Here is a 15,666-nt window from a genome sequence, read left to right as displayed (position 1 = left end):
GTCAGGCGCCCAGACGGCCCCGGAACCGATCGGTTCCGGGGCCGCATCGTTATGCGGACTGGCGCAGCCGCGCACTCGAGATTTCTGGGTTTTCAGGGTGAAGACCTAAGACCGGGCGCAAGCCCGTAGTCCAATAGACGTGGTCTGGGAGATGTGGGACAGCGGCTATACGGAGCGCACGCAGGCAAAATGTTTTGCGACAGGCAGCGCTTTCCGAAACTGGTCTTGGCGGCTTCAAGCCTGCTTTCGACAATGCCTGACTCAAAGGCCGTAACCCACAGTAAGGAAGCTTTAATGATTGAACGATTCCGTAACGTCCTGATCCGCGCGACAGTTGGCGGCCTCGCTTTCAGCGCTATCGCAGTGTCCGGCGCGATGGCCGAGGAGGCCAAGGGGCAGGCTCAGGCCGAGTTCGTAAAACGCGGCACACTCTCCTGCGACATTGCGGCAGGTATCGGCCTGGTCGTGGGTTCGTCGAAAGCGCTGACGTGCGTTTTCGAAGCAGACGGACAAAAGTCGCCTTACAAATATAGCGGCACGATCGACAAGCTGGGCCTCGATATCGGCGTAACGGCGGAGAGCCGCGTCGTGTGGTCGGTCTACGCGAAGCCGAAAACCAAGCTCAAGGGCGCTCTTGCCGGCAACTATTCCGGCCTTTCTGCCGAATTCGCGGCCGGGCTCGGGCTGGGCGCGAAATCCCTGGTCGGCTCGAAAAAGGAAATCGCGCTGCAGCCGGTGAAGATTGACGGCCAGACCGGACTGAATGTCGCTGTTGGAATTGCCAGCGTGAAGTTGACCCTGGTGAAATAAACGGCGCGAGGCCACCCGCCGCATTGGCCCCGCCGGTTGCGAACACCGCAACAGGCTAGGCACCGTTCACGCCAGCGCCGCGCATCTGATCAGACGCGCGGCGCTGGCTTGCTTTGATCTGCTGCATGTTTTTGTTCTTTAATCGACTACGGTTTAAAAACACGCAGCGGGTGGGGCTCGGAAGGCGGTCGGATGCAGGCGAATGGCGAAAGTTCGGCAGAGCAGGGCTCTAGGATCATCCGGGCAATTCTGGATGAAACGCCGCTCAGGGCCGCAAGCTTCATCGTTACCATCTATGGCGACGTGGTGGAGCCGCGCGGCGGCGCGATCTGGATCGGCAACCTGATCGAGATCTGCGCCGGGGTCGGCATCAGCGAGACGCTTGTGAGAACCGCCGTATCCCGTCTTGTCGCCGCCGGCCAGCTCGCCGGAGAACGGGAGGGTCGGCGCAGCTTCTATCGGCTGACGGATGCCGCACGCGCGGAATTCGCCGCGGCGGCGCAGGTGATCTTCGGACCTCCGGAGGAAGCGAGCTGGCACTTCGTGCAGCTGATGGGTTCGTCGGCCGAGGAGCGGATGCAGGTGCTCGAGCGCTCCGGTCATGCGCGCCTTGGCCCCCGGCTCGCGGTCGGCGTGCGGCCGTTCCCGAGTGCGATCATGCCCGCCGTGGTCTTCCGCGCGGAGCCTGCCCAGGGCGCGAGCGAGTTGAAGGTCTTTGCCTCGGGCTGTTGGGACCTCGCACCTCACGCGCAGGCCTACCGGCGGTTCCTTGCCTGCTTCGGCAGGCTCGCCGATCTTCCGGATACCGCTACGGCGATTGCTCCCGCTGAGTGCCTTTCTGCACGCCTACTCATGGTACACCAGTTCCGCTTCGTGACGCTCCGCGAGCCGCGCCTGCCAGCCGAAATTCTGCCCGCCGATTGGCCGGGCGACGAAGCCCGCCGCCTGTTCGCCCGGCTGTATCGCAGCCTGTCTCCCCAGGCGGACCTGCATGTCGGGCGGAACTGCGTCACGCTCACCGGTCCGCTGCCGAAGGCGACCGGCGCGACGGAGCATCGGCTTCAAATGCTGAGCGGCGAAGCTGCGCCTGGGAAAGCCGACGGCCCCGGTTAACCTGCCGCGCTCCTTCGTTCCTCATTCTGCGACGCGTACGAAGACGGACGAAAATTCCCGCCCCATCTCATTCATTAAATGTCACAGAAAAATGTGTAAATGACGTTGAAGTGTGACATGTCCTGCGCTAAATTCTAACCGATCGGTCAAAAGGAACTGCATCGACATCACTCCCGAACGCCTCCGGCGGAGGAGAGAGCAGCATGTATGCTCAAATGGTGAAGACGGATGCCCCTCGGGTCAAAAGCCGCGACGACATGGACCCGCAAGAGCGCGCTTTCCAGGAGCGGATCGACGCGGGTCAGAAGATCGAGCCGAAGGAATGGATGCCCGAAGGCTATCGCAAGACGCTCATCCGCCAGATCAGCCAGCACGCCCATTCCGAGATCGTCGGCCAGCTTCCCGAAGGCAACTGGATCACCCGTGCGCCGACGCTGGAGCGCAAGGCGATCCTGCTCGCCAAGGTTCAGGACGAGGCGGGGCATGGTCTCTATCTCTACTGCGCCGCCGAAACGCTGGGGGTGAGCCGCGACGCGCTTTACGAGCAGCTCCATTCCGGCAAGGCCAAGTATTCGTCGATCTTCAATTATCCGACGCTCAGCTGGGCGGATATCGGTGCCATCGGTTGGCTCGTCGACGGCGCGGCGATCATGAATCAGGTGCCGCTGCAGCGCTGTTCCTACGGCCCCTATTCGCGCGCGATGATCCGCATCTGCAAGGAAGAGAGCTTCCATCAGCGGCAGGGCTACGACATCCTGATCAAGATGATGAAGGGCACGCCTGCCCAGAAGGCCATGGTGCAGGACGCACTGAACCGCTGGTGGTGGCCGTCGCTGATGATGTTCGGCCCGTCGGACGACGCCTCGGTCCACTCGGCCCAGTCGATGGCCTGGAAGATCAAGCAGAACTCCAACGACGAACTCAGACGGAAATTCGTCGACCAGACGGTACCACAGGCCGAATATCTCGGACTGACTGTCCCCGATCCGGATCTGAAGTGGAACGAGGAAAAAGGCGGCTACGATTTCGGCGAGCCGGACTGGAACGAATTCTTCGAGGTGATCGCCGGCAATGGCCCCTGTAATGCCGAGCGCCTCGGCGCGCGCAGGACGGCCTGGGAGGACGGCGCCTGGTTCCGGGACGGCCTGACGGCACATGCCGAAAAGGCCGCACGTCGCGCGCAGCCGGTCGCCGCCGAATGAACATCGGGAGCGAAACGTTATGTCCAGCGAATGGCCCCTCTGGGAAGTCTTCATCCGCGGCCAGCACGGCCTGAGCCATCGCCATGTCGGCAGCCTGCACGCGCCGGATGCCGAAATGGCGATCAACAACGCCCGCGACGTCTACACCCGCCGCAACGAGGGCGTCAGCATCTGGGTGGTGCGTTCAAGCGACATAACGGCAAGCGCGCCCTCGGAAAAGGGTCCGTTGTTCGAGCCTGCGAATGCGAAGGTCTACCGGCACCCGACTTTCTTCGACATTCCGGACGAGGCAGGGCATATGTGATGGTTCAGGCAACCGCGATGCAGGCGGCCGTCGACCGGGCCGCGCTTTTCGATTTCCTGCTCGGCATGGGCGACAATACGCTGATCCTCGGCCATCGCCTTTCGGAATGGTGCGGCCACGCCCCGGCTCTCGAAGAGGACATCGCGCTCGCCAACACGGCACTCGACCTCATCGGCCAGACGCAGCTCTGGCTCGGCCTTGCAGGCGAGGTCGAGGGAAGGGGCCGCAGCGCGGACGATCTTGCCTATCTCCGCGACGTGCGAGACTTCCGCAACCTGCTGCTTACCGAGCGGCCAAACGGCGGTTACGGCGAGACGCTGATGCGCCAGTTCCTGTTCGATGCATGGCACTATCTCGCACTGAAAGGCCTTCGCAGCTCCCGCGAGCCGCGCATTGCCGGGATAGCCGAGAAGGCGTCGAAGGAGGTGGCCTATCATTTCGAACGGAGCCGCGATCTCGTGATCCGCCTCGGCGACGGAACGGCGGAAAGCCACGCCCGCATGCAGGAGGCGCTGGACGATCTCTGGCCCTATACCGGCGAGATGTTCGTGAGCGAGGCGCACGACCTCGCCCTTGCGGCTGCCGGCGTCGCGCCGGAACCGGAGAGCTTGAGGGCCGATTGGGAGGCGCTGGCCGCCGAGACACTTCGCGCGGCGACGCTCGAAAAACCGGAGGACCGCTATATGCACGGGGGCGGCAAGCGCGGCCTCCATACGGAGCATCTCGGCTATGTGCTCGCCGAGATGCAGTTCCTGCAGCGCGCCTATCCCGGCGCCAGCTGGTAGGAGGCTCATATGGCAACGGCGATACGCCCTTCGATCGCGGATGTGTGGCACTGGCTCTCGCAAGTGCCGGACCCGGAAATTCCGGTCATCTCCGTGACCGACCTCGGCATCGTCCGCAACGTCGGCTGGGATGGCGAAACGCTGGTGGTGACGGTGACGCCGACCTATTCGGGCTGTCCCGCCACGGCGGTCATCAATCTCGATATCGAGCGGCAGCTCAAGGAGAACGGCATCGAGAGTGTCAGGCTCGAACGCCAGCTCTCGCCCGCCTGGACCACCGACTGGATCAGCGCCGAGGGCCGCGAAAAGCTTGAAAGCTACGGCATTGCGGCTCCCGTCGACGGCACCGGAGCCGAGGGCAGGCTGTTGAAACGGATCGAAGGCCTCTCGGGCGGCGCGGCGCAGACGGTCTCCTGTCCGCGTTGCGGCTCCGCCCGGACCGAAAAGGTCAGCCAGTTCGGATCGACGCCCTGCAAGGCGAGCTATCGCTGCCGGGACTGTCTGGAGCCCTTCGATTATTTCAAATGCATCTGAATGCGAGGCGGGAAGAACGCTCACATGGCACGCTTTTATCCTCTTCAGGTCATCGAGGTCCGGCGCGATACGCGCGATGCCGTGGTCGTGACGCTCGAGCCGCGCGAGGAGGACCGCGCTGCCTTCGATTTCAAGCAGGGGCAATATCTGACGTTCCGCCGCCTCTTCGGCGGCGAGGAACTGCGCCGTTCGTATTCGATTTGCGCCGGTCTCGACGAAGGCGCCCTGAAGGTGGGCATCAAGCGCGTCGATGACGGCTGCTTCTCCAGCTGGGCGAATGAGGAGCTCGAGCCCGGCGACACGCTGGAAGCCATGCCGCCGATGGGGGCCTTCTTCACGCCTATCGAGCCGGAGGCCGCCAGACACTATCTCGGCTTTGCGGGCGGCAGCGGCATCACGCCGGTGCTCTCGCTCATCAAGACGGTGCTCGCGCGGGAGCCGCGGTCCGCATTCACGCTTGTCTATGCCAACCGCCACTTCAGCTCGATCATGTTCCGCGAGGAACTGGACGACCTCAAGAACCTCTATCTGGGGCGGCTTTCCGTCCTGCACGTCCTCGAGAACGAAGCCCAGGAGGTCGACCTGTTCAGTGGGCGGCTCGATCAGGAAAAATGCACTGCCCTCTTCCGCAGCTGGATCGATGTGAGGTCGGCCGATACCGCCTTCATCTGCGGGCCTGAGCCGATGATGCTCGCGGTTGCCGCAGCACTTCGCGCGCATGGCCTTGGCGACGATCGGATCAAGTTCGAGCTGTTCGCCGCCTCCCAGCCCGGCCGTGCCCGGCGCAAGGTCGAAAGCGCCGCCGGCGCCGATAGCCGGGCGCGCTGCGAGGCGACCGTGACACTCGACGGCGCCACGCGCAGCTTCACCTTTCCGAAAGAGGGGCTGAGCCTGCTCGAAGCGGCGCTCGAAAACAGAATGGACGCGCCATTCGCCTGCAAGGCGGGGGTCTGCTCCTCATGCCGCGCCAAGGTGCTGGAAGGCGAGGTGGAGATGGAGAGCAACAACGCGCTCGAAGACTACGAGGTAGAGCAGGGCTATGTGCTGACCTGCCAATCCTATCCGCTCAGCGACCGGATCGTTGTCAGCTACGATCAGTGACCGCCGATGCCGAGCCGACGCTGAAGCTGAACTGACGGGAGGACCATTCGATGAACGCAGTGGCGGACCGGCCGCGCCGGCTCGAAAGCTATATCGCCGGCACCTGGATGCGCGGAGCGAAGGACGGCGTGACCCTTTGCGACGCCGCGACCGGCGCGCCGGTGGCGCTCGTCGATTCCGGCGGCGTCGATTTCGCCGCCGCGCTTGCCTATGGACGCGAAAAGGGCGGGCCGGCGCTTCGCCGGATGTCGTTCCACGAGCGGGCGATGATGCTGAAGGCGCTTGCCCAGGCACTGATGGAGCGCAAGGAGGAATTCTATGCGCTCTCCACCGCCACCGGCGCCACGCGTGCGGACAGCTGGATCGACATCGAAGGCGGCATCGGGACACTTTTCTCCTATGCCTCGAAGGGCAGGCGGGAGCTACCGAACAGCCGCGTCCTCCTCGATGGCGGCGTCGAGGCGCTGTCACGCGACGATACGTTTTCCGCCCAACATATCCTGACGCCGTTTCAGGGCATCGCGGTGCACATCAATGCCTTCAACTTTCCCTCCTGGGGCATGCTCGAAAAGCTCGCGCCGACGCTGCTGGCGGGGATGCCTGCGATCGTCAAGCCTGCGAGCCAGACCGCCTATCTCGCCGAGCTGGTGGTGCGGCGGATCGTCGACACCGGTTTGCTTCCGGAAGGCGCGCTCCAGCTCGTCTGCGGCTCCTCGGGCGATCTTCTGGATCATGTCGGCGACCAGGACGTGGTGACCTTCACCGGTTCGGCCACGACCGGGCGCAAGCTCAAGACCCATCCCGCGATCGTCGGCAATTCGGTGCGCTTCACCATGGAAGCCGATAGCCTCAATGCGGCTGTCCTCGGGCTCGATGCGGCCCCTGGAACGGAGGAATTCGATCTTTTCGTTCGCGAAGTCGCCCGCGAGATGACGTCCAAGGCCGGGCAGAAATGCACGGCCATTCGCCGGGTGATGGCGCCGCGGGCCCATTGCGACGCGCTGGTTGCCGCTCTCGGCGAGCGGCTTGCCAAGGTTCCGCTCGGCGATCCCGCCGACGAGAACGTGCGGATGGGGCCGCTCGCAAGCCTCGGCCAGCGCGAAGAGGTGAGGGCGCGCATCCGCGATCTCACAACGGATGCAGAGATCGTTGCGGGCGATCCGGCCAGGCCGCAGCTCGTCTCCGGCGATGCGGAGGCGGGGGCTTTCCTCAATCCCGTTCTTCTCTATTGCGATCGTCCCGGCGCAGCGCGGTCGGTTCACGACGTCGAGGCCTTCGGCCCCGTGAGCACGATCATGCCCTATGATACGGCGGAAGAGGCGGCTGAACTCGTCCGGCGCGGAAGGGGGAGTCTCGTCACCTCCGTCTTCACCAATGATCCCGATATTGCGCAGGAGCTGGTGATCGGCATGGCGCCGTTCCATGGCCGCGTGATGATCGGCAACCGCCTGAGCGCGAAATCCTCGACCGGGCACGGCTCGCCCTTGCCGGGTCTCGTCCATTGCGGCCCGGGCCGGGCGGGCGGCGGCGAGGAACTGGGTGGGATGCGGGGCGTCAGGCACTACATGCAGCGCACGGCCGTTCAGGGCGCGCCAGGCCTCGTCTCGGCGGTCACCGGCCGCTGGATGGAGGGTGCGCCGGCGCGAGCCGGGGGCGAGCACCCCTTCCGCAAGTCGCTGGCAGAGCTGCGGGTCGGCGACCAGATCGTCACGGCGACGCGCACCGTCAGGCTCGAGGACATCGAGCATTTCGCCGAGTTCACCGGCGATACGTTCTACGCGCATATGGACGAGGAGACCGCCCGCGCCAATCCGTTCTTCGACGGCCGCGTCGCGCATGGTTATCTCGTCGTTTCCCTGGCCGCCGGTCTCTTCGTCGATCCCGCCCCGGGGCCGGTGCTCGCAAATTACGGCGTCGACGGACTGCGCTTCCTGGCTCCCGTCTATCCCGGCGACACGCTTCGGGTCCGCCTCACCTGCAAGGAGATCAGTCCGCGAATGAATGCCGACTATGGGGAGGTGCGATGGGACTGCCGCGTCTCCAACCAGACTGGCGCAACCGTCGCGCAATATGATGTATTGACCATGGTGGCGAAGACCGGAAGCGGGGAAGAATGATGACGGAGCAGGAGACGCGGCATCTGGTGATGACCGTCCTGATGACGCCGGACATGGCGAATTTCAGCGGCAAGGTGCATGGCGGTGCGCTATTGAACCTGCTCGACCGAGTGGCCTTCTCCTGCGCGTCGCGCTTTTCCAAGCAATATGCGGTGACGCTCTCCGTCGACCAGGTGATCTTCAAGGAGCCGATCCATGTCGGCGAACTCGTCACCTTCCGCGCGGCGATCAACTATGCCGGCCGTACCTCGATGGAGGTCGGAATAAGGGTGGAGGCGGAAAACATCCGGGCGGGCACGCGGCGGCACACCAATTCCTGCTATTTCACCATGGTCGCCGTCGACGAAGCGGGCCGTCCCGTCACGGTCCCGGAGTACCATCCGGAGACGGCAACCGAAAAACGCCGCCACCAGGCGGCCGAGCTGCGCCGCACGCTTCGGCGGGAATTCGCCCATCGGCTGAAGACGGTCGCGGAAACGGGGCGGGATGTTGGGGAGTAGACGGACTCCGATCGGATGGCGTCGATACCCTCTCCGCCCTGCCGATCCAATTCAGAGGGGGTGCCCGGCGTCAAGGTCCGCCGCATCGGTCAGCGACCCCTGAATTCCGGGTTGCGCTTCTCCAGGAAGGCTGCCACGCCCTCTGCATAGTCGGCGCTGCGGCCGGCTTCGCGCTGCAGGTCGCGTTCGAGGTCGAGTTGTTCGTCGAAGGAATGGGTGGCGGCGGCGTGGATCGCGCGCTTGGTCAGACCGAGCCCCCTGGTCGGCCCGGCAGCGAGCCGCACGGCAAGTGCGGAGGCCTCGTCCATCAGCGCCGCGTCGTCGACGGCGCGCCAGATCAGGCCCCAGCTCGCCGCCGTCTCTGCGTCCAGCGGTTCGGCCGTCATCGCCAGCGCCTTGGCTCGCGCTTCGCCGACGAGCCGCGGCAGGCTCCAGGTTCCGCCGGAATCGGGCACCAGTCCTATTTTCGCGAAGGCCTGGATGAAGCGGGCGGAGCGGGCCGCAAGCGTGATGTCGCAGGCGAAGGCGATGTTGGCGCCGGCCCCGGCGGCAACCCCGTTGACGGCGCAGACGACGGGCTTTTCCAGGCTTCGGATCAGCTTCAGGAGCGGATTGTAGAAGGTCTCGATCGTGTGGCCGAGGTCCGGCGTGCCGCCCTTGCGGGGATCGCGGTCGCCGAGATCCTGCCCCGCGGAAAAGCCGCGTCCCGCTCCCGTCAGCATCACGGCACGCACATCGTCGTCCGATCCGGCGCGCTCGAAGCCGGCGCGCAGTGCGAGATGCATTTCCTCGTTGAAGGCATTGAGCTTGTCGGGCCGGTTGAGCGTCAGGCGCAGGACGCCGGCTTCAAGCGCCGACAGCACGGTGTCGGAATCGGACATGTTTCCTCCCTGCACCCTCTGGTCCCGCCCCATAAAAGCCTTGCATGGACCGACCCGCCGGTCAATCATGACGCACGGAGGACGAGCATCGTGCCCCTCAGCATCGTGCATAGAGACGGGGTCGCCGTCGTCGCCACCGGCAACCCGCTGCGCCACGTTTTTCATGCCGAGCGCGCCGCACGCCGTCCGCCGGCGCTAGCCGGCATCGAGCCGCACCCGATCCGTTCGGCGGCGGTGATCGGCGGCGGCACTATGGGAACCGGCATCGCCGCGGCCCTGCTCAACGCCGGACTTCCGCTCGTCCTGGTCGAGCGCGACGAGGCCGCGGTAAAACGGGCGCTTGCCAGGCTGCGCGCAATCTTCGACGGCGCGGTGAAGCGCGGGCGCATCTCCGTGAGGCTTGCGGCCGAGCGCCTGGCAACCGCTACCGGTACGACGCATTATACGGCGCTGGCGGAGGCGGACCTGATCATCGAGGCGGTCTTCGAGGATCTGGACGTGAAGCGCGATGTCTTTCGAAAGCTCGCCGCCGACTGTCGCGCTGACGCCATTCTTGCGACGAACACGTCCTATCTCGATCCCGAACGGATCGCCTCGGACATCGGGAGCCCGGAGCGGTTTCTCGGGCTGCATTTCTTCAGCCCCGCGCAGGTGATGAAGCTTCTTGAAATCGTGCCCACGCAAGCGACGGCGCCCGAGGTGCTGGCGACCGCTTTCGCGCTGGCGCGGATGCTGAACAAAATCCCCGTGCGCGCGGGTATCTCGGACGGTTTCATCGGCAATCGGATTCTCAAGGTGATGCGGGCCCAGGCCGAGCGGCTGCTTCTCGGCGGCGCGACACCTGCCGCCGTCGATGCCGCCATGCACGCCTTCGGGCTGCCGATGGGGCCGTTCGAGGCGCAGGACCTCGGCGGGCTCGACATCGCCGCCTTCCAGCGCCGTGCCGCCCGCGCCCGCGGCGAGAGGACTTTTGCGCCGGTCGCCGAACGCCTTTCGGAGATCGGTCGCTTCGGCCAGAAGAGCGGCGGCGGCTGGTACGACTACGCGCCCGGCGACCGCACGCCACGGCCCTCCGCGACGGTCGCCCGCATCATCGCGGAGGAGGCTCGGGGCCGGCCCCGAAGAGCTTGGGACGAGGCCTCCATCGCCGACTGCATCCTTTGGCCGATGGTCAACGAGGCTACGCGGATTCTCGAAGACGGAACGGCTCTGAGGGCCTCCGATATCGATCTCGTGGAGATCCATGGCTACGGCTTTCCGCGCTGGCGGGGCGGGCTGATGCATCATGCCCAGGCGCACGGCCTTCACAAGGTCGCGGAGGCGCTGAGTGCGCTTGCGGAGGGCGAATTCGCCGATCCCCCTTGCGACCCGCTGCTCCAGGCTGCCGCGCGAGGCAGCTTCCTTTGACGGGCGCGCCCCGCAAGGGCCACGGGGCGGGCATTTTGTCTCGGCCGGCCGAGCCGGGTTGCGCAAACGGCCACGTTTTCCTAGGAGGACCGTTTCGGATTTAAGAACAGCAGGTCCTGCCTTGATCGAGACCCCATACTACCTCATCGACAAAGCCAAGCTTACTCGCAACATGGAAAGGATCGCCCATGTGCGCGAGAAATCCGGCGCCAAGGCTTTGCTGGCGCTGAAGTGCTTCGCCACCTGGTCGGTTTTCGACCTCATGCGCGACCACATGGACGGCACCACGTCTTCCTCGCTCTTCGAGGTGAGGCTCGGCCGCGAGCGGTTCGGCAAGGAAACCCATGCCTATAGTGTCGCCTATGGCGACAACGAGATCGACGAAGTGGTCTCTCACGCCGACAAGATCATCTTCAACTCGATCTCGCAATTGAAGCGTTTTGCCGACCAGGCGGCGGGCATCGCGCGCGGACTGCGGCTCAACCCTCAGGTCAGTTCCTCGAGCTTCGACCTGGCCGATCCGGCGCGTCCCTTCAGCCGGCTCGGCGAGTGGGACGTGGCGAAGGTCGAGCGCGTCATGGACCGGATCAACGGCTTCATGATCCACAACAATTGCGAGAACAAGGATTTCGGTCTCTTCGACCGGATGCTCGCGCGGATCGAGGAAAGGTTCGGCTCGCTCATCGCCCGCGTCGATTGGGTAAGCCTCGGCGGCGGCATTCACTTCACCGGGGACGACTATCCCGTCGAGGCCTTTTCGGCGCGCCTCAGGGCATTTTCCGACCGTTACGGCGTTCAGGTCTATCTGGAGCCGGGCGAAGCGTCGATTACCAAGAGCACGACGCTCGAAGTGACGGTGCTCGACACGCTCTATAACGGCAAGAATCTCGCCATCGTCGACAGTTCGATCGAGGCGCACATGCTTGACCTGCTGATCTATCGCGAGGCGGCCAAGGTTTCGCCGAACGAGGGGCCGCATAGCTACATGATCTGCGGCAAGTCCTGCCTCGCCGGCGACGTCTTCGGCGAGTTCCGCTTCGCCGAAGAGCTGAAGGTCGGCGACCGCATCTCGTTTCAGGACGCCGCCGGCTACACCATGGTCAAGAAGAACTGGTTCAACGGCGTGAAGATGCCGGCGATCGCCATCAGGGAACTTGACGGAAGCGTCAGGACCGTCCGCGAATTCACCTACGCGGACTACGAGCAGAGCCTCTCCTGAGGCTTCGCGCAAGCAAGACGGGTAGAAGGAGATATCCCCCGAAATGAAAAAGAACGTTCTCATCATCGGCGCCGGTGGCGTGGCACAGGTCGTGGCGCACAAATGCGCCCAGAACAGCGATGTATTGGGAGATATTCATGTTGCCTCACGCACGGTCGACAAGTGCCGCAAGATCATCGACTCCGTACGCGAAAAGAACAGCCTGAAGACCGAGGTGAAGCTCGAGGCGCATGCGCTCGACGCGCTCGACGTCGAGGCGACGAAGGCGCTCATCGTGAGCACCGGCTCTCAGATCGTGATCAATGTCGGCTCCGCCTTCGTCAACATGTCGGTGCTGCGCGCATGCATGGACACGGGTGTGGCCTATATGGACACGGCGATCCACGAAGAGCCGAACAAGATCTGCGAGACGCCGCCGTGGTACGGGAACTATGAATGGAAGCGCGCCGCCGAATGCAGGGAAAAGGGCATCACCGCCATTCTCGGCGTCGGCTTCGACCCGGGCGTGGTCAATGCCTATGCGCGCCTCGCCAAGGACGAATATTTCGACAAGATCACGGATGTTGACATCGTCGATATCAATGCCGGTAACCACGGCAAATATTTCGCCACCAATTTCGATCCGGAGATCAACTTCCGGGAATTTACCGGCGTCGTCTATTCCTGGCAAAAGGGCGCCTGGCAGACGAACCGGATGTTCGAGGTCGGCAAGGAGTTCGACCTGCCCGTCGTCGGCAAGCGCAAGGCTTATATGACCGGCCATGATGAGGTTCACTCGCTGTCGAAGAACATGGACGGGGCCGACGTGCGCTTCTGGATGGGCTTCGGCGACCATTACATCAACGTCTTCACGGTTCTGAAGAACCTGGGCCTCCTTTCAGAGCAGCCGGTCAAGACGGCCGAGGGCCTCGAGGTGGTGCCGCTGAAGGTGGTCAAGGCAGTCCTGCCGGACCCGGCGTCGCTCGCGCCCGGCTACGAGGGCAAGACCTGCATCGGCGATTTCGTGAAGGGCCTCAAGGACGGCAGGGAACACGAGGTGTTCATCTACAACGTCGCCGACCACAGGCAAGCCTATGAGGAAGTGGGCTCGCAGGGTATCTCCTATACGGCCGGCGTTCCGCCGGTGGCCGCCGCGATGCTGATCGCCAGCGGCGAGTGGGATGTGAAGCAGATGGCAAATGTCGAAGAACTGCCGCCCCGGCCCTTCCTCGACATCCTGAACCGCATCGGCCTGCCGACGCGCATCAGGGACGAGCAGGGGGATCGGGCACTCAGCTTTTCCTGAAAGACGCCGGGGCCCGAACGGGAGTCCGATTGCAGCCCGACCGTCATATGACGGCCGGGCTGCAATCGCCGCGACGCCCCCTCATTCCCGGCCCAGGAAATGCAGGATGTGATCGGCAAATTGCTCCGGATCCTGAAGCAGCGAAAAATGGCTGACTTCCGGCTGGATCAATAAACCCGCTGCGGGAATGCTGTCCGCGATGAACAGCGTGTCTTCTCGCCTGACGACCTCCTCATGGTCACCATCCACGACCCAAACGGGAACGGCGATGCTGCCGAGAGCCTCTGCGGTGAGGTTCGGTTGCGATTCCCACATCAGGTCCATCTGCTCACGGAAGTCGCCGTAGGCGCCGGGTGTGGGAGACAGTTTCACATATTCTTCGCGCGCCCTGTCGAGATAGGCTTTGAACAACACGTTTTGGTCCAGTGGGTAGAGGCCTGACGGCTTGCTGTTCGCTGCGAAAGCGAACACCCTGCTTATGCGTTCCGCATGGTCTATCGCGAGCTTCAGTCCGATGATCGCACCGTCGCTCCAGCCGACGATGGCGGCTTTCTGCAGGCCGAGGAAATCCATCAGCGCCACCACATCGGTTGCCATGAGGTCATAGCTCAAGGGTCGTTCATCCCGGGTGCTGCGGCCATGGCCGCGGCTGTCCATGACGATGACCTGATAGGAGCCGGCGAGCGTGGAAATCTGGTTTCCCCAATAGTTCGAATTGCCGAGTCCGCCGTGGAGCATGATGACGGGCTCGCCGCTGCCGTAGACCGCATGCCAGATCTTGATGCCGTTCACCGGCGCCTCTCCCTCGCGCCCTGCTGCGGGAAGGTCCGGCGTTTCCGGCAGCATCTCCCATCTCGGCTCCGCCATCGCCGTGCCAAGCGAGGCAGCGCCCGCAATCAAAGAGTACATGATTTTCGTTCCCCAGCGCTTCCCACGACCCGACTGGGTCGGGCTCTCTATTGTCGCCATCGTTTCCCCCGCCAGCGATTGTCAGTTTTCCATTCGCAGCAGCCCGCTTATTCGAAGAAGCTCCATCTGGCTTCTGACGCCTAGCTTGCCGTAGAGGCTCTTCACCTGGGTCCTGACCGTCTCCCGCGAGATGCCGGCGGCATCGGCGATCCGCGCCGCGTTCTGCCCCGAGATCAGACCCTGCATTGCCCGCAACTCCGCGGCCGTCAGACCATTCGCGCTTGCAAATCCCCTGAGATCCAGGGGCGGCTCCTTTGCTTGGGATTCGATCAGCACGATCACGGAAGGGCCTTCGAAATAGGCAGACTCGCAGTCCTTGCACGTGCGAATGAGCGTGAGCCTCGTCGAACCGAGGACGAAGGTCGTGGCCGTGTCTCCGTCGAAGCCGCGGCGGAGCATCCCATGGAGCGCCGCGTCAGCATCGCTGTCCCGGATATGCAGTTTTCCCCCGGGGGTCAGCCTCAGGACCCGTCCCGCTTCGACCATCGCCTGGCCCTGGGCGCCGAAATTGATCGCGCGAGCGCCTTCGTCGACGACGACGACGCCCAGCTCACTCTTCTGACATACGGAACGGCCAATTTCGGACGCGACGGCGCTCCGCCGGTTGGCGTACCGGAAGGCCCGCCGCAGATGCAGCGCCAACCGCGTCAGGAGATCGGCCACGTCCCGGTTCTTCTCGGGATCGGCTCTCGAGGTGGTAATCGACAGCAGCATTGACTGTCCGCGCTCTCTGGCGAGCGTCACGCCGACCGCGCTTTCCCCGACCATCGGTCGAAAGAAGTCGTTGTAGAAGGGTGTTTTCACGAATTGCTCGCGTGGCAGCATCTGCTCGGCGACGACACCGATCCCGATCTTCCGCCGAGAGGCTGCGGGCATCCACGGATTGAGCTTCGCATAGTGGCTGGCGTAGTCCGAGACGACGTCGGCCGGCAGACCCGATGTAAGCTCCCATGCCCCAGCCCCACTGTCGACGTCGTGATAGAACAAGGTCGATCGGCCGTCCGGAAGCGTAGCGGCCAAGCCGTCGAGAAAACTTTGCCACGTCGTCTCGTGAAGCAATGCGGAATAGATCCGGTCGGCAAGCCTGCTCTCGACTGCAGCTTCGATGCTCATGGCGGCCCCTCCTGCATAGTGGGCAGACCTGCTCCGGACTGCAGGTCCCCCGCCTGCAGTTCCTGAGCAGCCCAGGCTCTTACTATAGGCGATCAACCTCGAACTGGCATCACCCCGCGGGGTGAGCGTCTCGGCCGCTCGTCTGCGGCGCTCTCGGGGGAGCGTATCGTCCCGCGAAGGCCGGCCTCGCTCGTGCCGCGGGATGAGCCAGCCGATCGCTAACGCGGAACGGGAAAAATCATACTTTTTCGTGAGAAAACCTTTTCTCATCTTGACGGGCTCGCTGAGAAAAGGTTTTCTCACCTTGAGTTATATCAGGGAGGCGA

The 15,666-nt window shown here is 64.0% G+C and carries 15 protein-coding genes; 12 read left to right on the top strand and 3 right to left on the bottom strand.

What is annotated here, in order from left to right:
- Positions 1-294: 294 nt before the first annotated feature.
- The 9 genes from AC5J09_RS10800 to AC5J09_RS10760 all read left to right on the top strand — a co-directional run bounded on the left by AC5J09_RS10800 (position 295) and on the right by AC5J09_RS10760 (position 8,466).
- Complete coding sequence (locus AC5J09_RS10800; RefSeq protein ID WP_338282121.1) at positions 295-810, top strand: DUF992 domain-containing protein; 516 nt, start codon at positions 295-297, stop codon at positions 808-810.
- A 192-nt stretch (positions 811-1,002) separates the two neighbouring features.
- Positions 1,003-1,923, top strand: a complete 921-nt coding sequence (gene paaX, locus AC5J09_RS10795) for a phenylacetic acid degradation operon negative regulatory protein PaaX (RefSeq protein WP_324764451.1) — start codon at positions 1,003-1,005, stop codon at positions 1,921-1,923.
- Positions 1,924-2,126: 203 nt separating this feature from the next.
- The gene (paaA, locus tag AC5J09_RS10790; RefSeq protein ID WP_494297603.1) at positions 2,127-3,125 is read left to right on the top strand and encodes a 1,2-phenylacetyl-CoA epoxidase subunit PaaA; all 999 of its coding nucleotides are present in this window, start codon (positions 2,127-2,129) and stop codon (positions 3,123-3,125) included.
- A 19-nt stretch (positions 3,126-3,144) separates the two neighbouring features.
- Complete coding sequence (gene paaB, locus AC5J09_RS10785) at positions 3,145-3,429, top strand: 1,2-phenylacetyl-CoA epoxidase subunit PaaB (RefSeq protein WP_324764452.1); 285 nt, start codon at positions 3,145-3,147, stop codon at positions 3,427-3,429.
- A complete protein-coding gene (gene paaC, locus AC5J09_RS10780; protein WP_494297602.1) occupies positions 3,429-4,214 on the top strand; it encodes a 1,2-phenylacetyl-CoA epoxidase subunit PaaC in 786 nt (261 codons plus the stop codon). The genes paaB and paaC overlap by 1 nt, the downstream gene beginning before the upstream one ends.
- A gap of 9 nt (positions 4,215-4,223) precedes the next feature.
- The gene (gene paaD / locus AC5J09_RS10775) at positions 4,224-4,748 is read left to right on the top strand and encodes a 1,2-phenylacetyl-CoA epoxidase subunit PaaD (RefSeq protein WP_100671089.1); all 525 of its coding nucleotides are present in this window, start codon (positions 4,224-4,226) and stop codon (positions 4,746-4,748) included.
- 24 nt (positions 4,749-4,772) lie between these two features.
- A complete protein-coding gene (gene paaE / locus AC5J09_RS10770; RefSeq protein ID WP_100671091.1) occupies positions 4,773-5,849 on the top strand; it encodes a 1,2-phenylacetyl-CoA epoxidase subunit PaaE in 1,077 nt (358 codons plus the stop codon).
- A gap of 50 nt (positions 5,850-5,899) precedes the next feature.
- Complete coding sequence (gene paaZ, locus AC5J09_RS10765; protein WP_494297601.1) at positions 5,900-7,966, top strand: phenylacetic acid degradation bifunctional protein PaaZ; 2,067 nt, start codon at positions 5,900-5,902, stop codon at positions 7,964-7,966.
- Entirely contained in the window at positions 7,966-8,466 is a 501-nt protein-coding gene (locus AC5J09_RS10760; protein WP_018096076.1) for an acyl-CoA thioesterase, read from the top strand. Before paaZ ends, AC5J09_RS10760 begins: the two co-directional genes overlap by 1 nt.
- 89 nt (positions 8,467-8,555) lie before the next feature.
- Here the strand turns inward: AC5J09_RS10760 and paaG are convergent, their stop codons facing one another.
- The gene (gene paaG, locus AC5J09_RS10755; RefSeq protein WP_440852496.1) at positions 8,556-9,347 is read right to left on the bottom strand and encodes a 2-(1,2-epoxy-1,2-dihydrophenyl)acetyl-CoA isomerase PaaG; all 792 of its coding nucleotides are present in this window, start codon (positions 9,345-9,347) and stop codon (positions 8,556-8,558) included.
- A 90-nt stretch (positions 9,348-9,437) separates the two neighbouring features.
- Here paaG and AC5J09_RS10750 point away from each other — a divergent pair, with 90 nt between their 5' ends.
- The 3 genes from AC5J09_RS10750 to AC5J09_RS10740 all read left to right on the top strand — a co-directional run bounded on the left by AC5J09_RS10750 (position 9,438) and on the right by AC5J09_RS10740 (position 13,258).
- Entirely contained in the window at positions 9,438-10,754 is a 1,317-nt protein-coding gene (locus AC5J09_RS10750) for a 3-hydroxyacyl-CoA dehydrogenase family protein (RefSeq protein ID WP_494297600.1), read from the top strand.
- A gap of 121 nt (positions 10,755-10,875) precedes the next feature.
- Positions 10,876-11,973, top strand: coding sequence for a carboxynorspermidine decarboxylase (nspC, locus tag AC5J09_RS10745; protein WP_494297599.1), 1,098 nt, complete (start codon positions 10,876-10,878; stop codon positions 11,971-11,973).
- A 43-nt stretch (positions 11,974-12,016) separates the two neighbouring features.
- Complete coding sequence (locus AC5J09_RS10740; protein WP_100671101.1) at positions 12,017-13,258, top strand: saccharopine dehydrogenase family protein; 1,242 nt, start codon at positions 12,017-12,019, stop codon at positions 13,256-13,258.
- A gap of 81 nt (positions 13,259-13,339) precedes the next feature.
- On the opposite strand, the gene AC5J09_RS10735 is transcribed toward AC5J09_RS10740, so the two are convergent.
- Positions 13,340-14,167 (bottom strand): alpha/beta fold hydrolase, encoded by an 828-nt coding sequence (locus AC5J09_RS10735; protein WP_494297598.1) that lies wholly within the window; start codon positions 14,165-14,167, stop codon positions 13,340-13,342.
- Between the two features lie 81 nt (positions 14,168-14,248).
- On the bottom strand, positions 14,249-15,340 hold the full coding sequence (locus tag AC5J09_RS10730; RefSeq protein ID WP_494297597.1) for a helix-turn-helix transcriptional regulator: 1,092 nt from the start codon (positions 15,338-15,340) through the stop codon (positions 14,249-14,251).
- Between the last annotated feature and the right edge of the window lie 326 nt (positions 15,341-15,666).

It is taken from the genome of Sinorhizobium sp. (assembly GCF_059070375.1).
Note: the sequence above shows the minus strand (reverse complement) of the source record. Positions and strands in the feature narration are given on the sequence as shown.